We start from the raw sequence: 26,030 nt of genomic DNA, 5'->3' as shown, positions 1-26,030 counted from the left end.
CCCCTCGCCCGCTTGCGGGAGAGGGTGCCCGAAGGGCGGGAGAGGGGCTCTTCCCTGCAAATGCCAATAGCGCGCAAAACCTGTGGACTCGGTTTGGCGCCAGCCCACGCATTCGGGCATGCTTGCGACTATTCTTGATCTACTCCGGCACCGCGTTTAACAGGAGTTTGCATGTCTGCCTTCGCTTCTCAGGCCCAGGATCGCACGCTGGATCTCAATGATCTGCTGCGCGAGCTGGTGGCCCAAGGCCGCGTCGGCCAAGACACCGCCGAGCAGTTAATGGCGATTCGCCGCAGCTCCAGCAACACGCAACTGCATCCCCTCGAATTCATTGCCGCGCAGCAAGTCGACGACCTCACCCGCCCCGGCAAAAAGCTCGACCTCGAAAGCTTGACCATCTGGCTGGCCGCCCTCGCTGGCCAGCCGTATTTGCGCATCGACCCGCTGAAGATCAACGTGGCTGCGGTCACGCCGCTGATGTCGTATGCCTTCGCCCAGCGACATAAAATTCTCGCCGTGGCGGCGGATAACGAAGCCGTCACCATCGCCAGTGCCCAGCCGTTTGTGGCCAGTTGGGAAGCCAACCTGACCCACGTGCTCAAGCGCCCGATCAAGCGCGTGGTGGCCAATCCGGCAGATATCCAGCGCTTCACCGTGGAGTTTTTCCGCCTGGCCAAGTCGGTCAGCGGCGCCTCGGCTGTCGACACCAAAAGCACCAACATTGGCAACTTCGAACAATTGCTCAACCTCGGCGCCAGCGATCAGGAGCCGGACGCCAACGACTCGCACATCGTCAATATCGTCGACTGGCTGTTCCAGTACGCCTATCAGCAGCGCGCCAGCGACATTCATATCGAGCCGCGCCGCGAGCAAGGCACCGTGCGCTTTCGCATCGACGGCGTGCTGCACAACGTCTATCAATTTCCGCCCCAGGTCACCATGGCCATCGTCAGCCGCCTGAAAACCCTGGGCCGCATGAACGTGGCAGAAAAACGCAAACCGCAAGACGGCCGGGTGAAGACCAAGACCCCGGACGGCGGCGAAGTGGAGTTGCGCCTGTCGACACTGCCCACCGCGTTTGGCGAAAAGATGGTGATGCGGATTTTCGACCCGGAAGTGCTGCTGAAGAACTTCGACCAACTCGGTTTTTCGCCGGATGACTTGCGCCGCTGGCTGGAAATGACCGGCCAACCCAACGGCATCATCCTGGTCACCGGCCCCACCGGATCGGGCAAAACCACCACGCTGTATACGTCGCTGAAAAAGCTCGCCACCTCCGAAGTGAACCTGTGCACCATCGAAGACCCGATCGAGATGATCGAGCCGGCCTTCAACCAGATGCAGGTGCAGCACAACATCGACCTCACGTTCGCCAGCGGCGTGCGCGCGCTCATGCGGCAAGACCCGGACATCATCATGGTCGGCGAGATTCGCGACCTGGAAACCGCCGAAATGGCCATCCAGGCCGCGCTCACCGGCCACTTGGTGCTGTCCACCTTGCACACCAACGACGCGCCGAGCGCGATTACGCGCTTGCTGGAATTGGGCGTGCCGTATTACCTGCTCAAGGCCACGTTGCTGGGCGTGATGGCACAGCGCCTGGTGCGAACGCTGTGTCCGCACTGCAAAGAGCCGGTCGAGATCAGTGAAGAAGACTGGCAATCACTGACACGCCCGTGGAGCGCGCCGCTACCCACCGGGGCGCACAAGGCCGTCGGTTGTCTGGAATGCCGCGACACCGGCTACCGTGGCCGTGCGGGCGTGTACGAAATCATGCAACTGAGCGACAGCCTGAAACCCTTTATCAGCGCCGACACCGATTTGCTGTCGCTGCGTCGCCAGGCGTTTAAAGAGGGAATGCGCAGTTTGCGTCTCTCCGGCGCACAGAAGGTTGCGGCCGGGCTCACCACCATCGAGGAAGTGTTGCGGGTGACGCCGCAGAGTGAACAAAAGTAAGGTTCGACGCGGAACATCCCCCCCAACAACAAGGATCCGTTATGCAAATCGGCAGTGTGCTTTTCCTTTTCGTCGGCCTCGCGGTCGCCATTCTTTTCATGGGTTTCAAAGTGGTGCCGCAAGGTTTCGAGTGGACGGTGGAGCGCTTTGGTCGCTACACCAACACGCTGCGCCCAGGCCTGAACATTATCGTGCCGGTGATGGACCGCATCGGGCGGCGCATCAACGTGATGGAAAACGTGCTGGATATTCCGCCGCAAGAAGTCATCACCTCCGACAACGCCACCGTACAAATCGATGCCGTGTGCTTCTTCCAGGTGGTGAACACCGCCCAGGCGGCTTACGAGGTCAACAACCTCGAACACGCCATTCGCAACCTGCTGCAAACCAATATCCGCACCGTGCTGGGCTCCATGGAGCTGGACGCCATGCTCGGCCAGCGCGACGTGATCAACGAACGGCTGCTGCGCACCGTTGACGAAGCCACGGCGCCATGGGGCATCAAGATCACGCGCATCGAAATCAAAGACATCAGCCCACCCGCCGACCTTATGGCCGCCATGTCCGGGCAAATGAAAGCCGAGCGGGTAAAGCGCGCGCAAATTCTGGAAGCCGAAGGCCTGCGCGCGGCGGCGATTCTTACTGCCGAAGGGAAAAAACAGGCGCAAATTCTTGAGGCCGAAGGCGAACGTCAGGCGGCGTTTCTGGAGTCTGAAGCGCGGGAGCGTCAGGCCGAAGCGGAAGCGCGGGCCACGCAAGTGGTATCCGAGGCCATCGCCACCGGCAACGTGCAGGCCATCAACTATTTCGTTGCGCAAAAGTACGTCGATGCCTTGGGCAAGCTGGCCTCGGCCAACAACAGCAAGGTGATCCTGATGCCGCTGGAAGCGAGCCAGGTGATCGGCGCGATCGGCGGTATTGGCGAAATCGTCAAAGCCACGTTTGATCAAAACAATAAAAAGGCCTGAGGACGCGCGTCAGATGATGGATTTTCTACAACACCTGTCCTTCTGGGACTGGCTCGCGCTGGGCACCTTGCTGCTGATTCTGGAAGTGTTCGGCGCTGGCGGTTATTTGCTCTGGACGGGCATGGCCGCTGCGGCGGTCGGTGTCATCAGTTACCTGTTCCCGGCCTTGCCGTGGCCGTGGCAATTTCTGCTGTTTGCCGTGCTTTCGCTGGCCACCGCCGTGCTCTGGTGGCAACGGCTGCGTGCCGGCAATAAAACCTCACAGCAATCGGGCTTGAACCAACGCGGCCAGGAATTTCTCGGCCGTACGTTTGCGCTGCATGAGGCCATCGTCGGGGGACGCGGCAAGATCAAAGCAGGCGACACACTGTGGCTAGTCAGCGGGCCCGACTTGCCCGTCGGTACACCGGTGGAAGTAGTCGGCCAGGACGGCGTGGTGCTGAAAATAAAAGGCTGCGGCTGAACGCGCCCTGCGAAGCAATTGGAACTCGCGCGTTGGGCTTGGAGTCGTAACTTCAGGCTCCACACACCCACGCGTTATCAGCCAGTTATCGCAGGAGAACCACCATGCACCGCAAACTCGCTATTGCGTCCTTGTTGCTGATCGTCCCGGTTGCTTCGGCCACGGCCGACACGTTCTGGCGCAATGTGCTGTCATCTGGCGCCACCACCGGCTCGTTTTATCTGACCTCGCGCGACGACCACAAAGTGATCGTTAACGCCCAGGAAGACGCCGGCAGCTACATCGCCAGCAACGGCGCCATCCGTGGCCCGTACCTGGAAGCAGCACTGCAGAAAGTTCGTGCTGAGCACCCAGGCCTGAAAGCCTCGGACGACGAATTGGCCCAGGCCATTCTGACTGCCGAACCGGCAAGCAGCGCGCAGTAAGCTGATAGGGCTGGATTGCCTACCGCGTCCGGTTGCGGACGCGGTGAATATGCGAGCATCGCGCTTCACTTCTATCGACAAGGACCGTTGCCATGGGCAATCCCATCCCGACCCTCAAGGTCATTCTGATCCTGATCATTGCTGTGAACGCCATCTGGTTCACCGACCGTTTGGTGTCACTGATCGGCCTCGACATTTTGACGTACCTGCCGACCGCCGTTTGGCAATTGCTGAGCGCCTTTAGCAGCGGCTTGCTGATCATCTTCAACGTGTTGCTGCTTGGGTTGCTGTCAAGGCTTCAGCTCAAGGACGAGTAAGCCGTTTGGATTGGTTGAGCAACGCGAAGCCCAACATAAGCCACACACAAAAAAGCCCCGACCATGTCGGGGCTTTTTGCATAGCGCGGATCGCTTAAGCGTCAGCGTCGGCGACAGCTTGGTAAGCGCCCGCATCGAGCAGCTTGTCCAATTCGCTCACATCGCTCGGCTGCAGCTTGTAGAACCAAGTGCCGTAGGGGTCGCCATTCACGCTTTCTGGCGCGTCGGCCAGGGCGTCGTTAACGGCGGTGACGGTGCCACTGACCGGCGAGTAGATGTCGGAGGCGGCTTTAACCGATTCCACTACACCGGCTTCTTGGCCTGCGGCCAGTTGCTTGCCGACTTCCGGCAGCTCGACGAATACCACGTCGCCCAGCGCTTCCTGCGCGTGGTCGGAGATGCCCACGGTCACGCTGCCATCGGCTTCAAGGCGGGCCCATTCGTGGCTGGCGGCGTAACGCAGGTCGCTGGGGATATTGCTCATGTCTTGGTCCTCAAGTCGGGAGGCGGAACGTCCGCCTGGAAAATTTAGCAGGTTGTGGCGCGTCGCCGAAACTGGCGTAGCACTGCATCACAACCGATCAGATCAACGCCTTGCCGTGGCGCACGAAATTAGGCCGAACCACCCGCACGGGATACCACTTGCCGCGAATTTCCACCTCGGCTCGTTCGCCAGTGCTCGCCGGAACCCGCGCCAGGGCAATGGATTTCCCCAGCGTAGGCGAAAAGCTGCCGCTGGTGATTTCGCCCTCGCCAACGCCTTCGACCCGCACCACTTGATGAGCACGTAACACGCCACGTTCTTCAAGCACCAGGCCCACCAGTTTGGGCTGGTCGCCGGCGTCGCGCTGGGCTTGCAACGCCTCACGGCCGACGAACTGGCGAGTGGTCGGTTCCCAGGCGATGGTCCAGGCCATGTTGGCGGCCAGGGGCGAAACGCTTTCGTCCATGTCCTGACCATAGAGATTCATGCCCGCTTCCAGGCGCAGCGTGTCCCGTGCACCCAAGCCAATCGGGGCGATGCCGGCGCCGACCAGTTCGTTGAAGAAGCTCGACGCGTCCTCGACCGGCAACACAATTTCCAGGCCGTCTTCACCGGTATAGCCGGTGCGCGCGATAAACCATTCGCCATCGGCGAAGCCCTGGAACGGTTTGAGGTCGGCAATCAACGTGGCGCGGCTGGAAGACACCAGCTCCGCCACCTTGGCGCGGGCGTGGGGGCCTTGAATCGCCAACATCGCCAGTTCGCTGCGCTCGTTGAGCTGCACGTCGAAGCCAGCGGTTTGCGCTTGCATCCAGGCGATGTCTTTGTCGCGGGTGGCGGCGTTGACCACCACGCGGTAGCCGTCAGCGGTGAGGTAGACGATCAGGTCGTCGATCACGCCGCCCTCATGGTTGAGCATGGCGCTGTAGAGGGCTTTACCGAGGTCTTGCAGGCGCTCGACATCGTTGGCCAGCAAGTGCTGAAGATAGGCCTTGGCCTGGGCGCCGCTGACGTCGACCACCGTCATGTGCGACACATCGAAGACGCCGCAGTCGCGACGCACTTCATGGTGCTCCTCAACTTGCGAGCCGTAGTGCAGTGGCATATCCCAACCACCGAAATCGACCATCTTGGCACCCAATGCAAGGTGCAGATCATAGAGGGGCGTGCGCTGTCCCATGGGTTTCTCCTTCCGGGCTTGGCGAAGGTGCGGGCGAAGCGTGAAACGCGGCTGGGCCTACGGAAACAGGCACTTGCACGAGGTTTCAACACGACGGTCTGGATGACGTCCTACACCGAATGGCGCGCATTGTAGCCGCAAGACTCCCGCCTGCACACACGCCTTACAGACCAGGCGTTCAATGCCCGAAGCGTCGCGCCGAACGACGGATCAGGCCGATCACGGGCAGCAGGCCGACCAGTACCAGCGTCAGCGCCGGCAATGCGGCACGCGCCCATTCGCCCTCGCTGGTCATCTCGAAAATACGCACGGCGAGGGTGTCCCAGCCGAACGGGCGCATCAGCAAGGTGGCGGGCATTTCTTTCAACACATCGACAAATACCAATAGCGCCGCGCTCAGCGCACCCGGCACCAGCAGCGGCAGGTAAACGCGGAAGAACAATCCATAACCGGACACGCCCAGGCTGCGAGACGCTTCTGGCAGCGACGGACGAATGCGCGCCAGTGCGCCTTCGAGCGGCCCGTACGCCACGGTAATAAAGCGGATGAGATAGGCCAGTACCAGCGCCGACAAACTGCCCAAAAGCAACGGTTTACCGGCACCGCCCAGCCAGGCCGACAACGGCACCACCCACGCGCGGTCCAGGTAGCTGAACACCAGCATGATCGACACGGCGAGCACCGAGCCGGGCAAGGCGTAACCGAGATTGGCCAGGCTCACGGCGCTGCGGATCGGCCGCGTCGGCACCAGGCGGCGGGCAAACACCAGCAGCATCGCCACCGCAACCGTCACCGCCGCAGCGATGGCGCCCAAGTAGAGCGTGTGGAGAATCAGGCCGATGTAGCGCTCGTCGAGGTCGAAGCGCCCGCGCTGCCAGCACCACACCATCAACTGCAACAGCGGCACCACAAACGCGCAGGCGAATACCACGCCACACCAACTGCTGGCCGCCAAGGCTTTCCAGCCGCGCAGGTGATAAAGCGCATACCCGCGCGGCCGTTCACTGGCCGGACGGCTAGCGCCCCGGGCGCGGCGTTCGCCGTACACCACCAGCATTACCGCCAGTAGCAACAGGCTGGCGAGCTGCGTCGCGCTGGCCAGGCTGTAAAAGCCGTACCAGGTTTTGTAGATGGCGGTGGTGAAGGTGTCGAAATTGAACACCGACACGGCGCCGAAATCCGCCAGGGTTTCCATCAACGCCAAGGCGATGCCTGCGCCAATGGCCGGCCGCGCCACAGGCATCGCCACCCGCCAGAACGCTTGCCACGGCGTTTGCCCGAGGATGCGCGCGGCCTCCATCAGCCCTTTGCCCTGAGCCAGAAACGCGCTGCGCGCGAGCAGGTAAACATAGGGGTAGAAAACCAGCACCAGCACCACAATCACGCCACCGGTGGAGCGCACCCGCGGCAAGCGCACACCTGTGCCGAACCACTCGCGCAACAGCGTTTGCAGCGGCCCGGCGAAATCCAGCAAGCCGACGAACACAAAGGCCAGGACGTAAGCGGGAATGGCAAACGGTAGCATCAGCGCCCAGTCGAGCCAGCGCCGACCGGGGAACTCACACAGGCTGGTGAGCCAGGCCAGACTCACGCCGAGCAGCGTGACGCCAACGCCAACGCCGATGACCAGCACCAGCGTGTTGCCGAGCAGGCGTGGCATCTGGGTATCCCAGAGGTGGGCCCAGATTTCGTGGTCAATGGTTTGCCAGGAGAGCAGCAGAACGGAGAGCGGCAACAACACCAGCGCGGCGATGGCGAAAGAGATGAGGTACCAGCGACGTTGGTGAACCACGGGTGAGCCTGGTTGGAATGGAGTAAGGGCGCAACTATACGTTTGCAGGGATCGCGGCTAAAGCCGCTCCTACAGACGACGCAAACCCTGTAGGAGCGGCTTTAGCCGCGATGCTGTTAATACCAGCCAGCGCGGTCCATCAACTTAATGGCTTCGGCCTGGCGCTTTCCCGCGACCTCAACTGGAATGGTATCGGCCTTGAACGCTCCCCAACTCGCCACTTCATCCGACGGTTTCACGCTGGGATTGGCCGGGTATTCCTGGTTCACACCGGCAAAAATCGCCTGCGCTTCGGGGCCGTCATCCACTCAACCAGCGCCTTGGCGGCAGCCGGGTGCGGCGCGTGCTGGGTCAGGCCAATGCCGGACAAATTGACGTGCACGCCACGGTCGCCCTGGTTCGGCCAGAACAGCTTCACGGCCAGACTCGGGTCTTGCTTGTGCAGGCGGCCGTAGTAGTAGGTGTTGACGATGCCGACATCGCACTGCCCGGCATTGATGGCTTGCAGCACGGCGATGTCATCGGAGAACACGTCGGTGGACAGGTTGTTCACCCAGCCCTTGAGAATCTCTTCGGTTTTGGCCGCGCCATGGGTTTCGATCAGCGTGGCGGTCAGCGATTGGTTGTAGACCTTTTTCGCCGTGCGCAGGCACAAACGCCCTTCCCACTCTTTGCCCGCCAGCGCTTCGTAGGTGGAAAGCTCTTCGGGCTTCACCCGGTCGGTGGCGTAGGCGATGGTGCGCGCGCGCAGCGACAGGCCGGTCCAGCTGTCGGTGGAAGAACGATATTGGCTGGGAATATTGGCGTCGATAACCGGCGAGTCGAAGGGCTGCAAAATGCCCATATTCTCGGCTTGCCAGAGGTTGCCGGCGTCGACAGTGAGCAGCAGGTCGGCGGTTGCGTTGCTCCCTTCGGCCTTGATGCGCTGCATCAGCGGCGCTTCCTTGTCGGTGATGAACTTGACCTTCACACCGGTTTTGGCGGTGTACGCGTCGAAGACCGGTTTGATCAGTTCATCGATACGGGAGGAATACACCACCACTTCGTCGGCGGCTTGCGCGGTCGCTGCGGCCATCAGTACCAGCAGGGAAAAACAGGTGCGGCGAATCTGCACGGACAACGTCCTCGTAAAAACCAGAAGGTCGCAAATGATAGTTAACCTCAGTTGGCGACCGGCGATCGACGTGTGTCGGAATGTTGCGATGCGCCGCTCAGCCGCCTCAAGCCTTGGCTAACGCCGGAAGGTCACCCGACAAGCCCAGCGCCTGGCGCACGAACAGCGCTTTGCCTTCGGCTAAGCCGTCCACCAGATTCAAGCCGCTATTGCGCAGCCAGCGCAGGGGCAGCGGATCGGCTTGGAACAAGCGCTGGAAGCCTTCCATTGCCGCCATCATCGCCAGGTTATGCGGCATGCGCCGGCGCTCGAAACGGCTGAGCACGCGCGTGTCCGCCAGGCTTTCGCCACGCTCAACCGCATGCAGCAGCACTTCGGCCAGCACGGCGGCGTCGAGAAAGCCGAGGTTGACGCCCTGTCCCGCCAGCGGGTGGATCGTGTGCGCGGCATCGCCGATCAGCGCCAAGCCGGGCTCCACGTATCGCTTGGCGTGACGCTGGCGCAGCGGAATGCACAGACGCGGATCAACTTCCAGCACCTCGCCCAAGCGCCATTCGAAGGCTTTGCCAAGTTCAGTTCGGAAGGCTTCGTCGTCCAACGCCATCAAGCGTTCGGCTTGTGCCGGCGTGGTCGACCAGACGATGGAGCACCACTCCTCAGCCGCGCCGTCACGGGCCAGCGGCAAGAAGGCCAACGGGCCGTCATCGGTGAAGCGTTGCCAGGCGGTGCGTTGGTGCGGCTGGCTGCAGCGCACGCTGGTGACGATGGCATGGTGCAGGTAATTCCATTCTCGGGTGGCGCAACCGGCCAGCCGCCGTACCGCCGAATTGGCGCCGTCAGCAGCGATAACCAGCGGCGTGCGCACCGTGCGTCCGTCGGCCAGGGTGAGCAGCCAATCGTCGCCGGAATGGCGCAGTTGTTCGAGGCGGGCATCGGCCAGCAAGCCAATATCGGCATCGTGCAGGCACTCAAGCAACGCATCCTGAATCACGCGGTTTTCGACGATATGGCCAAGCACGTCGGCGTGCACGCTGGCTGCGGAGAAATGGATCTGGCCCGTTCCGGAACCGTCCCACACCTGCATGTCACCGTAAGGGCTGCTGCGCCGGGCTTCGATCCCGGACCAGGCGCCGACGCGCTCAAGAATGCGCTGGCTGGCCATGGACAACGCGCTGACGCGAGGCTCGAACGCGGCGGTGTGGTCGAAAGGCTTAACGCTCAGGGGACTGCCATCGATCAACAGAATATCCAGACCGCTATGTTGCAGCGCCAAACCCAGCGCACTGCCGACCATACCGGCCCCGACTATTACCAAATCTGCTCGCATTTCCATGCTGTGGGCCTATGCGTGGGCGGCTATTGGCCGCCAGAAAAAAGAGTCAACCGTTGCTGCGAGTGCCAATGCCCATGGCTTGCCGGGCAAACCAACGCTTGGCGGGCGGCAGCATGTCGAGGCCCAACAGGCCCAGATTGCGGCCGGTGGCCAGCAGCGGTTCGGCGGTACTGAACAGGCGCGTAACGCGGTCGGAAAAGCCGACGGTCAGGCTTTGGTCCAGTTGCTGCCGGGTGTAGTACTGCTGCAACGAGGCGAAGTCGCCCGGTATTGACGGCCCGGCGAGCAGCACCTCAGCCAGTGCTTGTACGTCACGCAACGCCAGGTTGTAACCCTGACCGGCGATGGGGTGCAGGCTGTGCGCGGCGTTGCCAAGAATGACCAGATGCGGGCGCACTTGTTCCTGCGCTTCGACCAGCGCCAACGGGTAAACATGCCGCGCACCGACTTTACGCAACGCGCCGAGTCGGTAGCCAAAGGTGGTTTGCAGCTCGGCGAGAAACGCCCGGTCGTCCAGAGCCAACAAGCGCTGAGCATCGTCGCCAGGGCGGGTCCAGACCAGGGCGCTGCGGTTGTCCGAAAGCGGCAGCAAGGCCATGGGGCCTTCGTCGGTGAAACGCTCGAACGCCTGACCGCCATGGGGCTGGCTGATGCTGACGTTGGCGATCAGCGCGTTTTGCTCATAGTTGGTGGTTTTGACGGTGATGCCCAACTGCTCGCGCAAGCGGGAACGGCCGCCGTCGGCCAGCACGGCGAGGTCGCAGTCCAATAAGGTGTCATCGTTCAGGGTCAGGCGATAACCGCTGCGGCCTTCTTCGAGATCAACCGCTTGCATGGCCACCACTTCGGCCGGGCAGCGCCAGCTCACCACATCTGGATCCAGCGCTTGCCAGAGGCAATGGCCGAGCCAGGCGTTTTCCGCCACATAACCCAGCGCCGGAACACCCTCTTCTTCCGCGCTCAATCGTGCGGCGGCGAAGCGCCCGCGGTCGGAGACGTGAATGTGCCGGATGGCCTCGGCGCGTTCGGCCACTTTCGGCCAGATGCCGAGGCGTTGGTAGATTTGCTGGGTGCCGTAGGACAACGCCGTAGAACGGGCGTCGTAACTCGGTTGATAGGTGTCGCCGGGGGCGAACGGCTCGATCAGCACAATGGACCACCCGCGCGCCTTGGCGCCGGCTTGCAGGGCCAGCGCCAGGCTGGCGCCCACCAGGCCGCCACCGATTATTGCGAGTTGGGCGCGGCCGCCAGTCATCGACGCGCTCACGCCGCCTGCACGCGAGCAGCGGCCATCAAGGCTTCGATTTCGGCCACAGTTTTCGGCGCGTCTTTGGTGATAATTTCGCAGCCGGTTTTGGTCACCACCACGTCGTCTTCAATGCGCACGCCAATGCCGCGCCATTTCTTGGCCACGTTCTGGTTGTCCACGGCGATATAAATGCCCGGCTCAACGGTCAGCGCCATGCCGGGCTCCAGCACGCGCCATTCGCCGCCGACTTTGTAATCGCCGACGTCGTGAACGTCCATGCCCAGCCAGTGGCCGGCGCGGTGCATATAGAAAGGTTTGTAGGCTTCGCTGGCGATCAGCTCATCAACATCGCCTTCCAGCAGACCGAGTTCGACCAAGCCGGCAGTGATGACCCGCACGGTCGCTTCGTGGGCTTCGTTCCAATGCTTGTCGGGGCCGATGGCGGCGAAGGCCGCTTCCTGAGATTTCAGCACCAACTCGTAGATGGCTTTCTGTTCGGGGGAGAACTTGCCGCTCACCGGGAAGGTGCGTGTGATATCGCTGGCGTAGCAGTCGATTTCGCAGCCGGCATCAATCAGCACCAGATCGCCGTCTTTCAGCGGCGCGTCGTTTTCGCGGTAGTGCAGGATGCAGGCGTTGCGGCCAGCGGCAACGATGGAGCCGTACGCGGGCATTTTCGCGCCGCCTTTGCGGAATTCGTAATCCAGCTCGGCTTCAAGGTGGTACTCGCTCAAGCCGGCGCGGCTGGCCTGCATGGCGCGGATGTGCGCGCGGGACGAGATTTGCGCGGCTTCGCGCATCACCTTCACTTCGTTGGCGGACTTGTACAAACGCATGTCGTGCAGCAGATGGGTCAGGGCCACGAATTCGTTTGGCGGCTGAGCGCCCTGGCGGGCTTTGGAGCGGATCACGTTGATCCACTCCATCAGGTGCCGGTCGAATTCCTGGTTGGTGCCCATGGCGTAATACACGCGATCACGGCCTTCGATCAGCCCGGGCAGAATTTCGTCGATGTCACCGATGGGGAACGCATCGTCTGCGCCATAAGCGCTGATGGCGCCGTCCTGCCCGGCACGCAAGCCGTCCCACAATTCGCGCTCAGGATCGCGCTCGCGGCAGAACAACACGTACTCGCCGTGTTCGCGGCCGGGGATCAGGGCAATCACCGCTTCCGGTTCAGGGAAGCCGCTGAGGTATTGGAAGTCGCTGTCCTGACGGTACACATGCTCGACATCGCGATTGCGGATGTACACCGGCGCGGCCGGCAGAATGGCGATGCTGTTGGGTTCCATCTGCGCCATCAGCGCCTTGCGCCGACGAGCGTATTCCGACTTGGGGATGCTGATCATGGACGGACTCATCTGGTCAAAAGTCTGGGACGAAAATCAGTGCAGCGACGGTTTTGCAGCGGCGGGCGCAGCAGGGTTTCACGCATTCGGTGAACAGCAGCAAAGGCGCAACGCGCAGGTATTCCATCACTTCCATATAGTCGTTTTCGCCGTCTTCGGACTCTTCCAGCGCTTCTTGCACCTGGGCGATGGCGGCGAGGTCTTGCAGCACTTCCATGGCTTCGCTGCTCAGCGCGGCATCACGTGCGGTCAGGCCGAAACCAGCGAGAAAGCCTTGGCACCACTGGCCCATGGCGGCGGCACGTTCGGCCAGCGGCGCGTCGTCGGAGGGCAGCAGCAGAACCACGGCGATGTCTTCGCCAGTGAGCTCGGCTTTGACCATTTCCTGCAAACCGATCAGCGCGGCCTTGATGTTGTCTTGCGGCTCGGCGGTGAACAGGTCGGCAGCATCGACCAGCCAGGCGTCCGTTTCGAAGCCGGCACCGGCGCAGCTGCGACCGAGCAACAGGCCATGCAATTCGGCAGGCGAAACAGGTTGACCGCTGCTGGCAAGCAGGGTGGCGAAAGCGCTATACGGGGAATTTTGAGTGGGCATTGGCAACTAGGCGCCAGAGGGCGCAATGACTAGAATGGAGGCCTTGTATCCTAGCACCGGCAAGCGCGCCAAAACCATTGGCGGCTATCAACAGGTTTGTACCAACGTCGGCGCCTTCCGATATAGTTTCGCCGCTTCGACACTCCACCCCATGCATCACACACGCCCTAGCGAGAGCCCATGGAAGACGCCGATCTGCACGCGCTGACCATCAAGCTGGAACTGCTTATTCAACGCGTCGAGCAGCTCAAAGCGGACAACCGCGCCTTACGCGCAAGCGAGCAGGCGTGGCGCGAAGAGCGCGCCCATCTGATCGAAAAGAACGAAATGGCCCGGCATAAGGTCGAATCGATGATTTCGCGCCTCAAAGCCCTGGAGCAGGACTAATGACCTCGAACACCGTTACCGTTCACATCCTCGACAAAGACTATTGCATCGCCTGCCCGGCGGACGAACGCGCCAACCTTGAGAGCGCCGCGCGCTACCTGGACGGCAAGATGCGTGAGATCCGCAGCGGCGGCAAAGTCATCGGCGCCGACCGCGTTGCCGTCATGGCCGCACTCAACATTACCCACGACCTGCTGCATAAACAGCAGCGCCTTGATCAGGACGTCAGCTCCACCCGCGCCCACGTGCGTGACTTGCTCGAGCGAGTCGACGGCGCCCTGGCCACCGATCAGGACAGCAGCCATAGCTGATTGCAGAGCGGCGGATTGGGGTATACTGGCCGCCGCTCCCTGGAGTGTGCGCCAGTCGGTGATGTCCCTGAGCCGATACGCACAAACCCGGGGGTTGCAAGTTGGAGCCGGTGTGCATGTCCGCCTGACGGAAAGCCTTAACGCTCCCTGCAACCTCCACCTTGAACTTTCGGGTTCAAGGGCTAAACCGACAGCGGCACGCCGGGGGGTCTTATTTTTTAGCGTTGTGCTCACGCCCTTGAGCCACGCCGCTTCTACCGGTTCGCGCCTGCGTACCGCAGCCAGCATCCCATGCTGAGCGCCGCTTCTCTTTCCCGTCCGCAACTTCGTCGCTTACTGCGCAAAACTCGTCGCGCCCTCAGCGCCAGCGCTCAACGCGCCGCCAGCGAAAATCTTTATCGCCAGTTGGCTCAGCATCGGTTGTTTCGTCGCGCGCGGCATATCGCCTTGTACTTGCCGGCCGACGGCGAAATTGATCCACGGCCGTTAATGCGCGCCGCACAACGGCGCGGCAAAGCCACGTACTTGCCCGTTCTCAGTGCATGGCCGCGAACCAAAATGGTGTTTCAACGGGTGCGCCCGAATGAGCGTTTGCGCCCCAATCGTTTCCGCATCGCCGAGCCTACGGCCAACCGAAATCGCCAACGCCAGCTGTGGGCGCTGGACGTCGTGATGCTGCCGTTGGTGGGCTTTGATGTTGAAGGCGGACGCTTGGGAATGGGCGGCGGCTTTTACGACCGCAGTCTGGCGTATTTGCAGAGGCGCAAAAATTGGCACAAGCCGACATTATTGGGCCTGGCCCACGAGTGTCAGAAGGTGGATCGCCTGGCGCTGGCCAGTTGGGATGTGAAGCTGCATGCGACGGTGACGGATAAAGCGTGGTATGCGGGCGCCGCACTCACTGCGACGTCCACAAACCCTGGCGAGTAGCGGTTAAGGCTGCTGCGATAGCGTGACGGGAGCCTCGTTCTGACGGTCCCAAAGACTCTGGGTGTAACCGTTGGTCACGACGCCCAGGCCAAATAAAATGACTAATACCCACAACAAATCTGGTTTACGTTTCTTCATCGATTGCCTCCCCCTTCCAGGCAAATTTCACACGATGGCCGGCGGCATTTCTTGTTCTTAGGCCGTCCGGCAGCGGTACATTCAGCAGGGCGGCATTGTCCTGCATGGTGTCTGCATGTGCAATTACGACGCCAACCGGCGGTCGCGTAGACGTGGGCAAATGCCCACAATGTTGTAACCCACGAGCGAAGAGCAAAGTTCATGCCTCACTGGCTGATGAAATCCGAACCTGAAGAACTTTCCATTCACGACCTGCAGCGCCTCGGTCACGCCCGGTGGGATGGCGTGCGCAATTACCAGGCTCGCAACTTCGTGCGCAGCATGGCGGTCGGCGATCTGTTCTTCTTCTATCACTCCAGTTGCCCAGAGCCGGGTATCGCGGGTATCGGCCGGATAATTGCTTCAGCCTACCCAGACCCAACCGCGCTCGACCCGAACAGCCATTACTTCGATGCAAAAGCCAGCACCGAGAAAAATCCATGGAGCGCGCTGGACGTCGAGTTTGTAGAGGCGTTCGCCAAGGTGATCCCGTTGGCCACTTTGCGTGAACTGCCAGGCCTGGTTGATTTACCCTTGGTCAAAAAAGGCAGCCGGCTCTCGGTGATGCCAGTCAGTGCTAGCGAATGGGCGGCAATCTGCGCTCTGCATTAAGCAACACGGACCCGGTGCATGGAACAACATAGCTTGCACGTCGCCACGTCGCCCCCGACCGTGCGCCCCGCCTGGCGTGCTCGCTTGGCGTTGGTGGTTTTGGCCATATCGTTATTGGGCGCGAGCCTGCTGCTGTGGCAAAAAATGCTTACCATTGAGCGCGCCCACGCCAACGAACGCGTTGCCGCGCAAGCTCGGCTGCTGACGCGACAATTGGAAAGCAGCCTGAACACCCAGGCGCAGGATCTCTATCGTCTTGCCGAGCGCTGGAATCATCGGGGTCGTTTGAGCCGCGAAGAATGGGAGCTTGAGGCGCGATTTTCGCTCGACCATTTCCGCGGCTACCAAGCCATTCAATGGGCAGACAGCACCCTACGGCTGCGCTGGATCCTGCCTATCGCCGGCAATGAAGCGGCGTTGAACTTCCAGCTCACACCTGGCCATCCCAACTACCTGCTCGCCATGCAGGCCAAGACCCAGGGCACGGCGGTGTTTTCCAACAGTTTCGAACTGGTGCAGGGCGGCCGTGGCTTTGCGTTGTACACGCCGTTGTATGTGATCGACGAACAGGGAAACCGCGCCTTCGATGGCTTCGTTCAAGCCATCTTCCGCGTACAACCGCTGATGGATGAGCTGCTCGACACGGTCGACAGCGCTGGCTTCAACGTACGCCTTTCCGAGTTCGGCCATCCGTTATACAGCCGTGAGCAAGCTGACTTCAGCGCGGGCCTGCAACAGGAACTGCCGCTGCACCTGCTCAACAATCGCAACTTCACCCTGCAACTCAATCCCACGCGGCAATTAGCGCAGCAGCTCGCCAGCCCGCTGCCGCTGGTGGTGTTGATCGCAGGACTGACAACCACGTTCCTGCTGGTCGCGGCGTTATGGCTGGCATTGGAAAACGCCCGGCGCGCCTCGGCGTTGCTGGCCAGCAACAGCCGATTAAACGAAGAAGTCGGCAATCGGGAGCTGATCGAGCAAGTGCTGCGCGAAAGCCGCGAGCGCTTGCAGCTCGTGGTCGACCTCACCGACTCCAGCCGCGACGGGTTGTTTATCATCGATCCGCACAACCGCAACATTCTGCACATGAACAAGGCCACCTACAGCAGCCTGGGCTACAGCGCCGACGAGTTTCGCCAGCAGTTGCTCGATCAGCCGGAAAATCTGCTGCTGGGCTTTCACGCATGGGTGGATTTAGTGCGTCAGGCGCAGCAAGACAACCAAGGCAAAATCTTCCAACGCGAAATGCGCCGGCGTAACGGCACGCTGCAGCCCGCCGAAATCAGCGCACAACTGGTGCAGGTCAATGGCCACGAATACCTGATCGGTGTTTCGCGCGATAACAACGAGCGCCTGCAACTGGAAGCGCAGCTTCAGCATTTGTCCCAGCGCGACGGCCTCACGGGTCTGTATAACCGCCGTTTCTTCGACCATCAATTGCACAGCGAATGGCGCCGCTTGCAGCGCATCGGTGCGCCGATGAGTTTGCTGATGTTGGATGTCGATCACTTCAAAGCCTACAACGACCAACTCGGGCACCTGGCCGGCGACGATGCGCTACGCAAAGTGGCGGCGGCGTTGCAGGGCTGTTTGCTGCGCGATGGCGATGCGGTGTGCCGGTACGGCGGCGAAGAGTTTGCGGTGATTCTGGCCAACACCGACCAGGCCGGAGCCGAGGTAATCACTGCACGTATCCATGCGGCGCTGGCCGAGCTGCAGCTGCCGCATCCCGGCAGCCCGCTGTCGCGCTTAACCGCGAGTATCGGCCTGAGTACCGTTACGCCGAACCGTGACGGCCACCCCGATAGTTTGGTGGCCCACAGCGATCAGGCGCTGTACCAGGCCAAGCATCAGGGGCGCAACTGCACGTGCGTGTGGTCCACCACCTGAACGGCTTGCGGTGCTATTGAACGATGAGGTTATTGAAGAGCAGGTCGTCCACCAACGGCTTGCCCTCTTCCTGAGTCAGCACGTCCTGCACTTGCTTCAAGGCTTCCTGGCGCAGCTTTTCTTTTGACTCGACGTTGCCCATGGCATCGTCGGTCTGCTGAGAAAACAGCATCACCAGCTGATTGCGGATCAGCGGCTCGTGGTGTTCGACCTTGGCCTCCGCCTCGCTCCCTTTTACTTGCAGCGCAATGTCGGCTTTAAACACTTTCAGCCGCGGCCCTGTGCCGTAGTTGCCCACCAACGCGGGCACCAGGCTGATATAAGCCACTGCGGGCTCTTTTCCCTCTTTCTCACCTTCACCGCCGCCCTCCTCGTTGGCCAACGCCGCAAACGGGAGAGACAGAGCCATCACCACTACAAACCAAGCTTTCACAGTGCGCATCCTCGACTGGGTATGTGCTCTAGCATAGCGATAGCCCGGCGCTTATACACCTTTATCAGGCCAGGCCATGCTCGTTGACCCTCGCGACCACGCACCTACACTGCCAAGCCATAACTCTGCGAGGAACACTCCAATGAAAGCCGTGTTGTGCAAAGCCTTCGGCCCTGCCGAAAACCTGGTCCTGGAAGAAATCGCCAGCCCGGAACCGAAAAAGAACGAAGTGCTGCTCGACGTTCATGCCGCCGGCGTGAACTTCCCGGACACGCTGATCATTGAAGGCAAGTACCAATTCAAACCGCCGTTCCCGTTCTCGCCGGGCGGCGAAGCGGCGGGCGTTGTCGCGGCCGTTGGCGAAAAAGTCACCCACGTAAAACCCGGCGACCGCGTCATGGCGCTCACCGGCTGGGGCAGCTTTGCCGAGCAAGTGGCGGTGGCAGGCTACAGCGTGATGCCGATTCCGGCCGGCATGGACTTCGCCAGCGCTGCGGCATTCGGCATGACGTACGGCACCTCAATCCACGCCCTGAAACAACGCGCCAACCTGCAACCCGGCGAAACCCTGCTGGTATTGGGCGCGTCCGGTGGCGTTGGCCTGGCCGCCGTGGAAATCGGTAAAGCCATGGGCGCCCGCGTCATCGCCGCCGCCAGCAGCGCCGAGAAGTTGGAAGTGGCCAAAGCGGCCGGCGCCGACGAGCTGATCAACTACAGCGAAGGCGGCCTGAAAGAAAAACTCAAGCGAATTGACCGGCGGCCAGGGCGTGGACGTGATCTACGACCCGGTCGGCGGCGACCTGTTCGAAGAAGCCTTCCGCTCCATCGCCTGGAACGGTCGCTTCCTGGTGGTCGGTTTCGCCAGCGGCACTATCCCCTCACTGCCGGCCAACCTGACGTTGCTTAAGGGCGCATCCCTGGTGGGTGTGTTCTGGGGCGCGTTCGCGCAGCGTCAACCAGCCGATAACGCCGCCAACTTCGAGCAGCTCTTCACGTGGTTCGCGGAAGGCAAAGTGAAGCCGCTGGTCTCGCAAACCTTCCCGCTGACCGATGCGGCCGGCGCGATCAATGCGCTTGGACAGCGCAAGGCCGTTGGCAAAGTGGTGGTGCAGGTGCGTTAAGCACCCCACCGTCGGGCAGATCGCCGCCAAAAGCGGCGCTCTGTCTCACATCAAAAGCTGAGTGGCGCCACACGCCACACAAAACGAGCTGACTCATCGGCTCTGCGACCTCGGGTACAAAGGCTTTCGGCGTCCGCCGATGCCCATCACGCCTCCCGAGCACAGCATGAAATCATTCATTCCCTTACTCGCCGCTTTAATGCTGCTTCCTTCTCTATGTGTGCACGCCGGGGAAACGTCCCAGCGGAGTTTTTGGCAGTTCCAGACCAGCGCCTATACGCGGCACTACCACGACGATCCTGACCACACCAATCATCAAAAACTGATAGGCATCGAATACGACGATGCGCACGCATGGCTCTATGGCGTGGGGCTTTTCCGCAACTCGTTTAATCAACCGACGCAATACGCGTATTTCGGCAAACGCTTTGAAAGCGATCGCCTACCGATCTACTTGAAAATAACGGGCGGTCTGCTGCATGGCTATCGAGGGGAGTATCGCGACAAAATCCCGCTTAACCGCTTCGGCGTCGCGCCTGCGGTCGTTCCCGCGCTGGGCATGCATCTCGGCCCCGCCACCGCCGAGCTAAATATCCTCGGCGCAGCGGCATTGATGCTGAACATCGGCTGGCGCGTCTTCTAACCGCGCGGCGCGTAAGCGAACACGTCGGCGCGCATCTGGTGCGCGTCCATTCCTGCTTCCACCAACGCGTCCAGCGTGGCGTACACCATCATCGGCGAACCGCTGGCGTAAACATGCAGTGGTTTCAGATCGGCGAAATCTTCACGTACGGCTTCGTGCAGCAAGCCGCAGCGGCCTTGCCAACCACACACGTCGCTCACCACTTGGTGCAGGTGCAAATTGGGCATCGCCTGCCAATCCGCCCAATGCGGCAACTGATAAAAATCTTCCGGACGACGTGCGCCCCAATACAAATGCACGGGGTAGTCAAAGCCGGTGGCTCGGCAATGCTCGATCAGGCTGTGCATTTGCGCCATTCCGGTGCCAGCGGCAATCAGAATCAAAGGCCCAGCGGGCAACTCGGCGAGGTGCGCGTCACCAAACGGCATCTGGATTTCCACCATCGGCTCTCGCTGCAGCTGTTCCAGCAAGCTCAGCGCACTGTCTTCACGCCCGAGAATGTGCAGCTCCAGCTCGCGCCCTTGAGAAGGCGCCGAAGCGAGGGAAAACGCCGATTGCTCGCCGTCATCCCGGCGCACCATCACGTATTGCCCCGCGTGATAACGCGGCACTTTGCCGGCCGGCGCACGCAGGTTCACCCGCCACACATCGCCGCCAACAGGCGTGCACGCCACCACCTGACAGCGCAGCGTGCGCACCGGCAATTCGCCGGGCGCCAATACGCCATCCCAATGCAAGACGCAGTCTTCAAGCGGCTCGGCCAGGCAGGTGAACAGTTCCCCCTGGGTGCGCGCCTCGCCGTTCTGCTGCACGGTGCCCTCCACCAGCAGCGCCGCGCAGATGTGGCAGTTGCCGTTGCGACAGGCCTGCGGGCAGTCGTAGCCCAGACGCCGGGCGGCATCCAGAATGCGCTCGCCGGGGTTTACGTCGAGCACCGCGCCGGAGGGTTGCAGGGTTACTTTCATCACTCTATTCCAAGGTCCTTCCACATCGCATCGACGCGCTGGGTAACGGCGTCATCCTTGACGATCACCCGGCCCCATTCGCGCGTGGTTTCGCCGGGCCATTTGTGCGTGGCGTCCAGGCCCATCTTCGAACCCAAACCGGAAACCGGCGAGGCGAAGTCGAGGTAGTCGATCGGTGTGTTGTCGATCAATACCGTGTCACGCTTGGGGTCCATGCGTGTGGTAATGGCCCAGATCACGTCGTTCCAGTCCCGCGCATTGATGTCGTCGTCGGTCACGATAACGAATTTGGTGTACATGAACTGGCGCAAAAACGACCACACACCGAGCATTACGCGCTTGGCATGCCCCGGGTACTGCTTCTTCATGGTCACCACCGCCATGCGGTACGAACAGCCTTCAGGCGGCAGGTAGAAATCGGCGATTTCTGGAAACTGCTTTTGCAGAATCGGCACAAACACTTCATTCAGCGCCACGCCAAGAATGGCCGGTTCATCCGGCGGGCGACCGGTGTAGGTGCTGTGGTAGATCGGTTTTTGTCGCCGGGTAATACGTTCGACGGTGAACACCGGGAAACGATCCACCTCGTTGTAATAGCCGGTGTGGTCGCCATACGGGCCTTCGTCAGCCATTTCGCCCGGATGGATCACGCCTTCCAGCACGATTTCGGCACTGGCCGGCACTTGCAGTTCGCTTCCACGGCACTTGATCAACTCGGTGCGATTACCGCGCAGCAGCCCAGCGAAGGCGTATTCGGAAAGGCTGTCGGGAACCGGCGTAACGGCGCCGAGAATGGTCGCCGGATCGGCGCCCAACGCCACGGCCACCGGGAATGGCTGGCCAGGGTGTTTGTCGCACCACTCCTTGAAATCCAGCGCGCCGCCGCGGTGGCTGAGCCAGCGCATGATCACCTTGTTGCGGCCGATTACTTGCTGGCGGTAGATGCCGAGGTTCTGCCGATCTTTATTCGGCCCTTTGGTGACGGTGAGGCCCCACGTGATCAACGGACCGACGTCGCCCGGCCAGCAGGTTTGCACCGGCAGGTTACCGAGATCGACCGCGTCGCCTTCTTCGATCACTTCCTGACAAGGTGCGTCTTTCACCACCTTGGGCGCCATGGAAATGATTTTTTTGAAAATCGGCAGCTTCGACCAAGCGTCTTTCAGGCCCTTAGGCGGCTCGGGCTCTTTGAGAAATGCCAGCAATTTGCCGATCTCGCGCAGCTCGCTTACCGCCTCTGCGCCCATGCCGAGCGCCACACGCTCAGGCGTGCCAAACAGGTTTCCGAGTACCGGCATATCGAAGCCGGTCGGGTTTTCGAACAACAGCGCTGGCCCTTTGCGCCGCAGGGTGCGGTCGCAGATTTCGGTCATTTCCAGCACGGGCGAGACGGGCACGGTGATGCGTTTGAGCTCGCCACGTTGTTCCAGGCCACGGATAAAGTCGCGCAGATCGCGATACTGCATGCTTGAGCCTCGTTTAGGGCGCTCGAGAGAGGGTGAAAATTTTAGCCTGTTGGCACCGCACAATGCGCGGCGCGCAGGTAGCAAAAAGCCGGGTTTCCCCGGCTTTTGCCTGTCTTCACAATGTTACTTGCGCTTCATCGACTGGAAGAACTCGTCGTTGGTTTTGGTCGCCTTCAGGCGATCAAGCAAGAACTCGATAGCGGCGATTTCATCCATCGGGTGCAGCAACTTACGCAGAATCCACATGCGTTGCAGCTCGTCTTCGGCCGTCAGCAACTCTTCGCGGCGCGTGCCGGAGCGGTTGATGTTGATGGCTGGGAAAACACGCTTCTCGGCAATGCGACGGTCCAGCGGCAGCTCCATGTTGCCGGTGCCTTTGAACTCTTCGTAAATCACTTCATCCATCTTCGAACCGGTTTCAACCAGCGCGGTGGCGATGATGGTCAGCGAACCGCCTTCTTCAATGTTTCGTGCCGCGCCGAAGAAACGTTTCGGTTTCTCAAGAGCGTGAGCATCGACACCACCGGTGAGCACTTTGCCGGAGCTTGGAATCACGGTGTTGTAGGCGCGCGCCAGACGGGTGATGGAGTCGAGCAGGATGACCACGTCTTTCTTGTGCTCAACCAGGCGCTTGGCCTTCTCGATCACCATTTCGGCAACCTGCACGTGGCGGGTTGGCGGCTCATCGAAGGTGGAAGCAACCACTTCGCCGCGCACGGTGCGCTGCATTTCCGTCACTTCTTCCGGGCGCTCATCGATCAGCAGAACGATCAGGGTGGCACTCAGGGTTGTTGCGGGTGATGTTGGCCGCGATGTTCTGCAGCATGATCGTTTTACCGGCTTTCGGCGGTGCCACGATCAGACCGCGTTGACCCTTGCCGATAGGGGCACAAAGGTCAATAACACGGCCGGTCAAGTCTTCAGTGGAGCCGTTGCCGGCTTCCATGATCAGGCGCTTGTTGGGGAACAAGGGCGTGAGGTTCTCGAACAGAATTTTGTTCTTGGCGTTCTCGGGACGGTCGAAGTTGATGGTGTCGACCTTGAGCAACGCGAAGTAACGCTCGCCTTCTTTGGGCGGGCGAATCTTGCCAACGATGGTGTCGCCAGTGCGCAAGTTAAAACGGCGGATCTGGCTCGGTGAAACGTAGATGTCGTCCGGACCGGCCAGATAAGAGGCATCGGCGGAACGAAGGAAGCCGAAGCCGTCCTGGAGGATCTCCAGCACGCCATCACCGGAGATTTCCTCGCCGCTCTTAGCGTGCTTTTTCAACAGGGAGAAAATCACGTCCTGCTTGCGCGAACGGGCCATATTTTCTATGCCCATCTGTTCGGCCATTTCTAGCAGTTCGGTAATCGGCTTTTGCTTGAGTTCAGTCAGATTCATATAGGAATGACGTATTCGAAAAGGAGGGGAAATAAGCGCTTAGCTTATGAGGCCGGACTGCGGAGAACGCAGCATGATCGCCTGCTTGTTTATCGATAGGTATCGAGTAGGAATGCGTCGGCGACGGCTTACAGAGAGCAACGGAGGAACCGTTGCGAGGCCGAATGTACCATCGGCTTTACGGAGCGTCTAGTGCTGGCGCAATGAAAAAGCCCCGCATAGGACGGGGCTTTCAGGCGCAAAGGAGAAAATCCTTACGACTTAGATGTTGCTGTCGAGGAACGCAGCCAGCTGCGATTTCGACAAGGCGCCTACTTTCGTCGCTTCGACCGCGCCATTCTTGAACAGCATCAGGGTCGGAATACCACGCACGTTATATTTAGGCGGGGTGTCCTGATTTTCGTCGATGTTCAGTTTGCAGATTTTCAGTTTGCCTTGGTAAGTCTGGGCGATCTCGTCCAGAACCGGGGCGATCATTTTGCACGGGCCGCACCATTCAGCCCAATAATCGACCAGAACCGGGCCATCAGCCTGGAGCACATCCTGTTCAAAGCTGGCGTCGCTGACGTGGGTGATGAATTCGCTCATGGAAACTCTCCAGGGTCGCAAGGATGTAAAGTGGCGCCATCATAGCCCGGCTTTGCCAACACCGAAAGCGCCTACCGATTGAGCTTCGCTATGATGCTACGCGCAAATACTGATCGCCCATTGAACTTAAAACTGCCGCCGTTGCTCCGTTTCTGTACGCCTAGCGCATGACATTGGTCATAAATACGACGTACAGCACCGGCATACTGCGCAGCCAAAACCTTGTCACCGCCCGACCTGCGGCTATAAAGAACAACTCCAGCATCGACATCACACACTGCCGAATTGCCCGTCGCGTTGGCGCAATCGCCTGATCGTGGCACGATGTCGCGCTACAGCTCTGAGACCATCACACCATGCCGCAAAGCCCTGCCAAGCACTTCTCCATGATCGCTGCCATCGACCTTGGCTCGAACAGCTTCCATATCGTTCTGGCAAAAGCCGATCACGGCGAGATCCGCATTCTGGAGCGCATGGGCGAAAAGGTGCAGCTGGCCGCCGGGATCGATGAACAACGCGAGCTGAATGAAGAGGCCATGCAACGCGGCCTCGACTGCCTGCGCCGCTTCGCCCAACTGACCAACAGCCTGCCGCCCGGCGCGGTGCGCGTAGTGGGCACCAACGCCTTGCGCGAAGCTCGCAACCGTTCGGTGTTTATCCGCCGCGCAGAGGAAATTCTCGGCCATCCGGTGGAGGTGATTTCCGGGCGCGAAGAAGCGCGGCTTATTTATCTCGGCGTCTCCCACACCCTGGCCGACACCCCCGGTAAACGCCTGGTGGCCGACATCGGCGGCGGCAGCACCGAGTTCATCATCGGTCAGCGTTTCGAACCGCTGCTGCGCGAAAGCCTGCAGATGGGTTGCGTCAGCTTCACCCAACGATATTTCCGCGACGGCAAAATTACCCCTGCCCGCTACGCCCAGGCTTACACCGCCGCGCGCCTGGAGTTGATGGGCATTGAACACAGTCTGCGCCGCCTCGGCTGGGATGAAGCCGTGGGCGCCTCGGGCACCATTCGCGCGGTTGGCCTGGCCATCAAAGCCGGCGGCCACGGCAATGGCGAAGTGACCGCCGAAGGCCTGGCGTGGCTGAAGCGACGCGTGTTGAAACTGGGCGAAGCCGACAAGCTCGACATGGACGGCATCAAGCCCGACCGCCGCGCCATTTTCCCTGCGGGCTTGGCGATTCTCGAAGCCATCTTCGATGCCATGGACCTGCACACCATGACCCACTCCGAGGGCGCGCTGCGTGAAGGTGTGCTGTATGACCTGCTGGGTCGCCATCACCACGAAGATGTTCGCGAGCGCACCCTGAGCGCGCTGATGGAGCGTTACCACGTCGATCTGGAACAGGCGCAACGCGTCGAGGCCAAGGCACTGGAAGCGCTTGATGACGTCGCGGCCTCCTGGGGGCTTGAAGATGAGTGGCACCGCGAGCTGTTGAGCTGGGCCAGTAAAGTGCACGAAGTGGGGCTGGATATCGCCCACTACTCCTACCACAAGCACGGCGCTTATCTGGTCGAGCACTCGGACCTCGGCGGCTTCTCGCGCCAGGACCAACAGATGCTCGCCCTGCTGGTACGCGGCCATCGCCGCAATATTCCCAAAGACAAGTTCGGAGAATTCGGTGACCACGGCGTCAAGCTGATGCGCCTGTGCGTGCTGCTGCGCTTTGCCATCCTGTTCCACCACATTCGCGGAACGCAGGAAATGCCCAAGGTGAAGCTGCGGGCTAGCGACGACACCCTCGACCTTGAGTTCCCGGATGGCTGGCTAGCCGCCAACCCGCTTACCCAAGCGGACTTTGAAGCCGAAGCCGAGTGGCTCAAACGCATCGGGCTAACGCTCAGCGTGCGCTGAGGAGTTAAGCCACGAAAAAGCCGCTCAATTGAGCGGCTT

22 protein-coding genes, 1 other RNA gene and 4 pseudogenes are annotated in these 26,030 nt (G+C 61.0%); 14 read left to right on the top strand and 13 right to left on the bottom strand.

The features are described from left to right. Positions 1–171 precede the first annotated feature (171 nt). From tfpB to ACZZZP_RS00815, 5 genes are all read left to right on the top strand, one after another. Entirely contained in the window at positions 172–1,956 is a 1,785-nt protein-coding gene (gene tfpB / locus ACZZZP_RS00835) for a type IV pilus assembly ATPase TfpB (protein ID WP_122497404.1), read from the top strand. A 41-nt stretch (positions 1,957–1,997) separates the two neighbouring features. Further along, positions 1,998–2,924: an SPFH domain-containing protein gene (locus ACZZZP_RS00830; protein WP_122449711.1), complete on the top strand. Its 927-nt coding sequence runs from the start codon at positions 1,998–2,000 to the stop codon at positions 2,922–2,924. A 13-nt stretch (positions 2,925–2,937) separates the two neighbouring features. Further along, positions 2,938–3,387: an NfeD family protein gene (locus ACZZZP_RS00825; RefSeq protein ID WP_463384552.1), complete on the top strand. Its 450-nt coding sequence runs from the start codon at positions 2,938–2,940 to the stop codon at positions 3,385–3,387. A gap of 104 nt (positions 3,388–3,491) precedes the next feature. After that, a complete protein-coding gene (locus tag ACZZZP_RS00820; RefSeq protein ID WP_463384551.1) occupies positions 3,492–3,812 on the top strand; it encodes a DUF2388 domain-containing protein in 321 nt (106 codons plus the stop codon). A gap of 92 nt (positions 3,813–3,904) precedes the next feature. Then, positions 3,905–4,129 carry a hypothetical protein gene (locus ACZZZP_RS00815; protein ID WP_463384550.1) on the top strand — a complete coding sequence of 75 codons (225 nt, stop codon included), beginning with the start codon at positions 3,905–3,907 and terminating at the stop codon, positions 4,127–4,129. Positions 4,130–4,223: 94 nt separating this feature from the next. Here ACZZZP_RS00815 and gcvH read toward each other — a convergent pair whose 3' ends face one another. From gcvH to ACZZZP_RS00775, 8 genes and pseudogenes are all read right to left on the bottom strand, one after another. Beyond that, complete coding sequence (gene gcvH / locus ACZZZP_RS00810) at positions 4,224–4,613, bottom strand: glycine cleavage system protein GcvH (protein ID WP_122497420.1); 390 nt, start codon at positions 4,611–4,613, stop codon at positions 4,224–4,226. Between the two features lie 97 nt (positions 4,614–4,710). Further along, a complete protein-coding gene (gene gcvT / locus ACZZZP_RS00805; protein ID WP_463384549.1) occupies positions 4,711–5,793 on the bottom strand; it encodes a glycine cleavage system aminomethyltransferase GcvT in 1,083 nt (360 codons plus the stop codon). A gap of 178 nt (positions 5,794–5,971) precedes the next feature. Then, entirely contained in the window at positions 5,972–7,585 is a 1,614-nt protein-coding gene (locus ACZZZP_RS00800) for an ABC transporter permease (RefSeq protein WP_463384548.1), read from the bottom strand. Positions 7,586–7,701: 116 nt separating this feature from the next. Beyond that, positions 7,702–8,660, bottom strand: a pseudogene (locus ACZZZP_RS00795) (extracellular solute-binding protein). Between the two features lie 145 nt (positions 8,661–8,805). Next, positions 8,806–10,026, bottom strand: coding sequence for a 2-octaprenyl-3-methyl-6-methoxy-1,4-benzoquinol hydroxylase (locus ACZZZP_RS00790; RefSeq protein ID WP_463384783.1), 1,221 nt, complete (start codon positions 10,024–10,026; stop codon positions 8,806–8,808). Positions 10,027–10,078: 52 nt separating this feature from the next. Then, positions 10,079–11,287 carry a 2-octaprenyl-6-methoxyphenyl hydroxylase gene (gene ubiH / locus ACZZZP_RS00785; protein ID WP_463384547.1) on the bottom strand — a complete coding sequence of 403 codons (1,209 nt, stop codon included), beginning with the start codon at positions 11,285–11,287 and terminating at the stop codon, positions 10,079–10,081. Positions 11,288–11,295: 8 nt separating this feature from the next. Then, entirely contained in the window at positions 11,296–12,630 is a 1,335-nt protein-coding gene (gene pepP, locus ACZZZP_RS00780; RefSeq protein ID WP_122497427.1) for a Xaa-Pro aminopeptidase, read from the bottom strand. A gap of 36 nt (positions 12,631–12,666) precedes the next feature. Then, a pseudogene (locus ACZZZP_RS00775) lies at positions 12,667–13,225 on the bottom strand (YecA/YgfB family protein). Positions 13,226–13,405: 180 nt separating this feature from the next. Between ACZZZP_RS00775 and ACZZZP_RS00770 the strand changes: the two are divergent. The 6 genes from ACZZZP_RS00770 (at position 13,406) to ACZZZP_RS00745 (ending at position 17,532) form a co-directional block, all read left to right on the top strand. Then, positions 13,406–13,612 carry a TIGR02449 family protein gene (locus ACZZZP_RS00770; RefSeq protein ID WP_122449701.1) on the top strand — a complete coding sequence of 69 codons (207 nt, stop codon included), beginning with the start codon at positions 13,406–13,408 and terminating at the stop codon, positions 13,610–13,612. Next, positions 13,612–13,923 (top strand): cell division protein ZapA, encoded by a 312-nt coding sequence (locus ACZZZP_RS00765; RefSeq protein WP_108097941.1) that lies wholly within the window; start codon positions 13,612–13,614, stop codon positions 13,921–13,923. Before ACZZZP_RS00770 ends, ACZZZP_RS00765 begins: the two co-directional genes overlap by 1 nt. A gap of 33 nt (positions 13,924–13,956) precedes the next feature. Continuing rightward, positions 13,957–14,135: non-coding RNA, 6S RNA (gene ssrS, locus ACZZZP_RS00760), on the top strand. Between the two features lie 79 nt (positions 14,136–14,214). After that, the gene (locus tag ACZZZP_RS00755; RefSeq protein ID WP_463384545.1) at positions 14,215–14,853 is read left to right on the top strand and encodes a 5-formyltetrahydrofolate cyclo-ligase; all 639 of its coding nucleotides are present in this window, start codon (positions 14,215–14,217) and stop codon (positions 14,851–14,853) included. A 339-nt stretch (positions 14,854–15,192) separates the two neighbouring features. After that, positions 15,193–15,642 carry an EVE domain-containing protein gene (locus ACZZZP_RS00750; RefSeq protein ID WP_463384544.1) on the top strand — a complete coding sequence of 150 codons (450 nt, stop codon included), beginning with the start codon at positions 15,193–15,195 and terminating at the stop codon, positions 15,640–15,642. 18 nt (positions 15,643–15,660) lie between these two features. Beyond that, the gene (locus ACZZZP_RS00745) at positions 15,661–17,532 is read left to right on the top strand and encodes a sensor domain-containing diguanylate cyclase (RefSeq protein ID WP_463384543.1); all 1,872 of its coding nucleotides are present in this window, start codon (positions 15,661–15,663) and stop codon (positions 17,530–17,532) included. A 13-nt stretch (positions 17,533–17,545) separates the two neighbouring features. Here ACZZZP_RS00745 and ACZZZP_RS00740 read toward each other — a convergent pair whose 3' ends face one another. Next, positions 17,546–17,965 carry a flagellar basal body-associated protein FliL gene (locus ACZZZP_RS00740; protein WP_122497712.1) on the bottom strand — a complete coding sequence of 140 codons (420 nt, stop codon included), beginning with the start codon at positions 17,963–17,965 and terminating at the stop codon, positions 17,546–17,548. Between the two features lie 142 nt (positions 17,966–18,107). Here ACZZZP_RS00740 and ACZZZP_RS00735 point away from each other — a divergent pair. Continuing rightward, positions 18,108–19,086, top strand: a pseudogene (locus tag ACZZZP_RS00735) (NADPH:quinone oxidoreductase family protein). 166 nt (positions 19,087–19,252) lie between these two features. Further along, positions 19,253–19,729, top strand: a complete 477-nt coding sequence (locus ACZZZP_RS00730) for a sn-glycerol-3-phosphate transporter (protein ID WP_463384541.1) — start codon at positions 19,253–19,255, stop codon at positions 19,727–19,729. On the opposite strand, the gene ACZZZP_RS00725 is transcribed toward ACZZZP_RS00730, so the two are convergent. The 4 genes and pseudogenes from ACZZZP_RS00725 to trxA all read right to left on the bottom strand — a co-directional run bounded on the left by ACZZZP_RS00725 (position 19,726) and on the right by trxA (position 24,132). Then, on the bottom strand, positions 19,726–20,694 hold the full coding sequence (locus ACZZZP_RS00725) for a CDP-6-deoxy-delta-3,4-glucoseen reductase (RefSeq protein WP_463384540.1): 969 nt from the start codon (positions 20,692–20,694) through the stop codon (positions 19,726–19,728). The genes ACZZZP_RS00730 and ACZZZP_RS00725 overlap by 4 nt on opposite strands. Continuing rightward, a complete protein-coding gene (gene ubiD, locus ACZZZP_RS00720) occupies positions 20,694–22,160 on the bottom strand; it encodes a 4-hydroxy-3-polyprenylbenzoate decarboxylase (protein WP_463536193.1) in 1,467 nt (488 codons plus the stop codon). Before ubiD ends, ACZZZP_RS00725 begins: the two co-directional genes overlap by 1 nt. A 123-nt stretch (positions 22,161–22,283) precedes the next feature. Beyond that, positions 22,284–23,544, bottom strand: a pseudogene (gene rho / locus ACZZZP_RS00715) (transcription termination factor Rho). Positions 23,545–23,805: 261 nt separating this feature from the next. Further along, positions 23,806–24,132 carry a thioredoxin TrxA gene (gene trxA, locus ACZZZP_RS00710; protein ID WP_122449690.1) on the bottom strand — a complete coding sequence of 109 codons (327 nt, stop codon included), beginning with the start codon at positions 24,130–24,132 and terminating at the stop codon, positions 23,806–23,808. 356 nt (positions 24,133–24,488) lie between these two features. Between trxA and ppx the strand changes: the two genes are divergently transcribed. Further along, the gene (ppx, locus tag ACZZZP_RS00705) at positions 24,489–25,991 is read left to right on the top strand and encodes an exopolyphosphatase (RefSeq protein WP_463384539.1); all 1,503 of its coding nucleotides are present in this window, start codon (positions 24,489–24,491) and stop codon (positions 25,989–25,991) included. Positions 25,992–26,030: the final 39 nt, after the last annotated feature.

It is taken from the genome of Pseudomonas sp. AC211, from assembly GCF_979258055.1.
The sequence above is the reverse complement of the archived record's forward strand: the minus strand, read 5'-3'. Positions and strand labels throughout refer to the sequence as shown.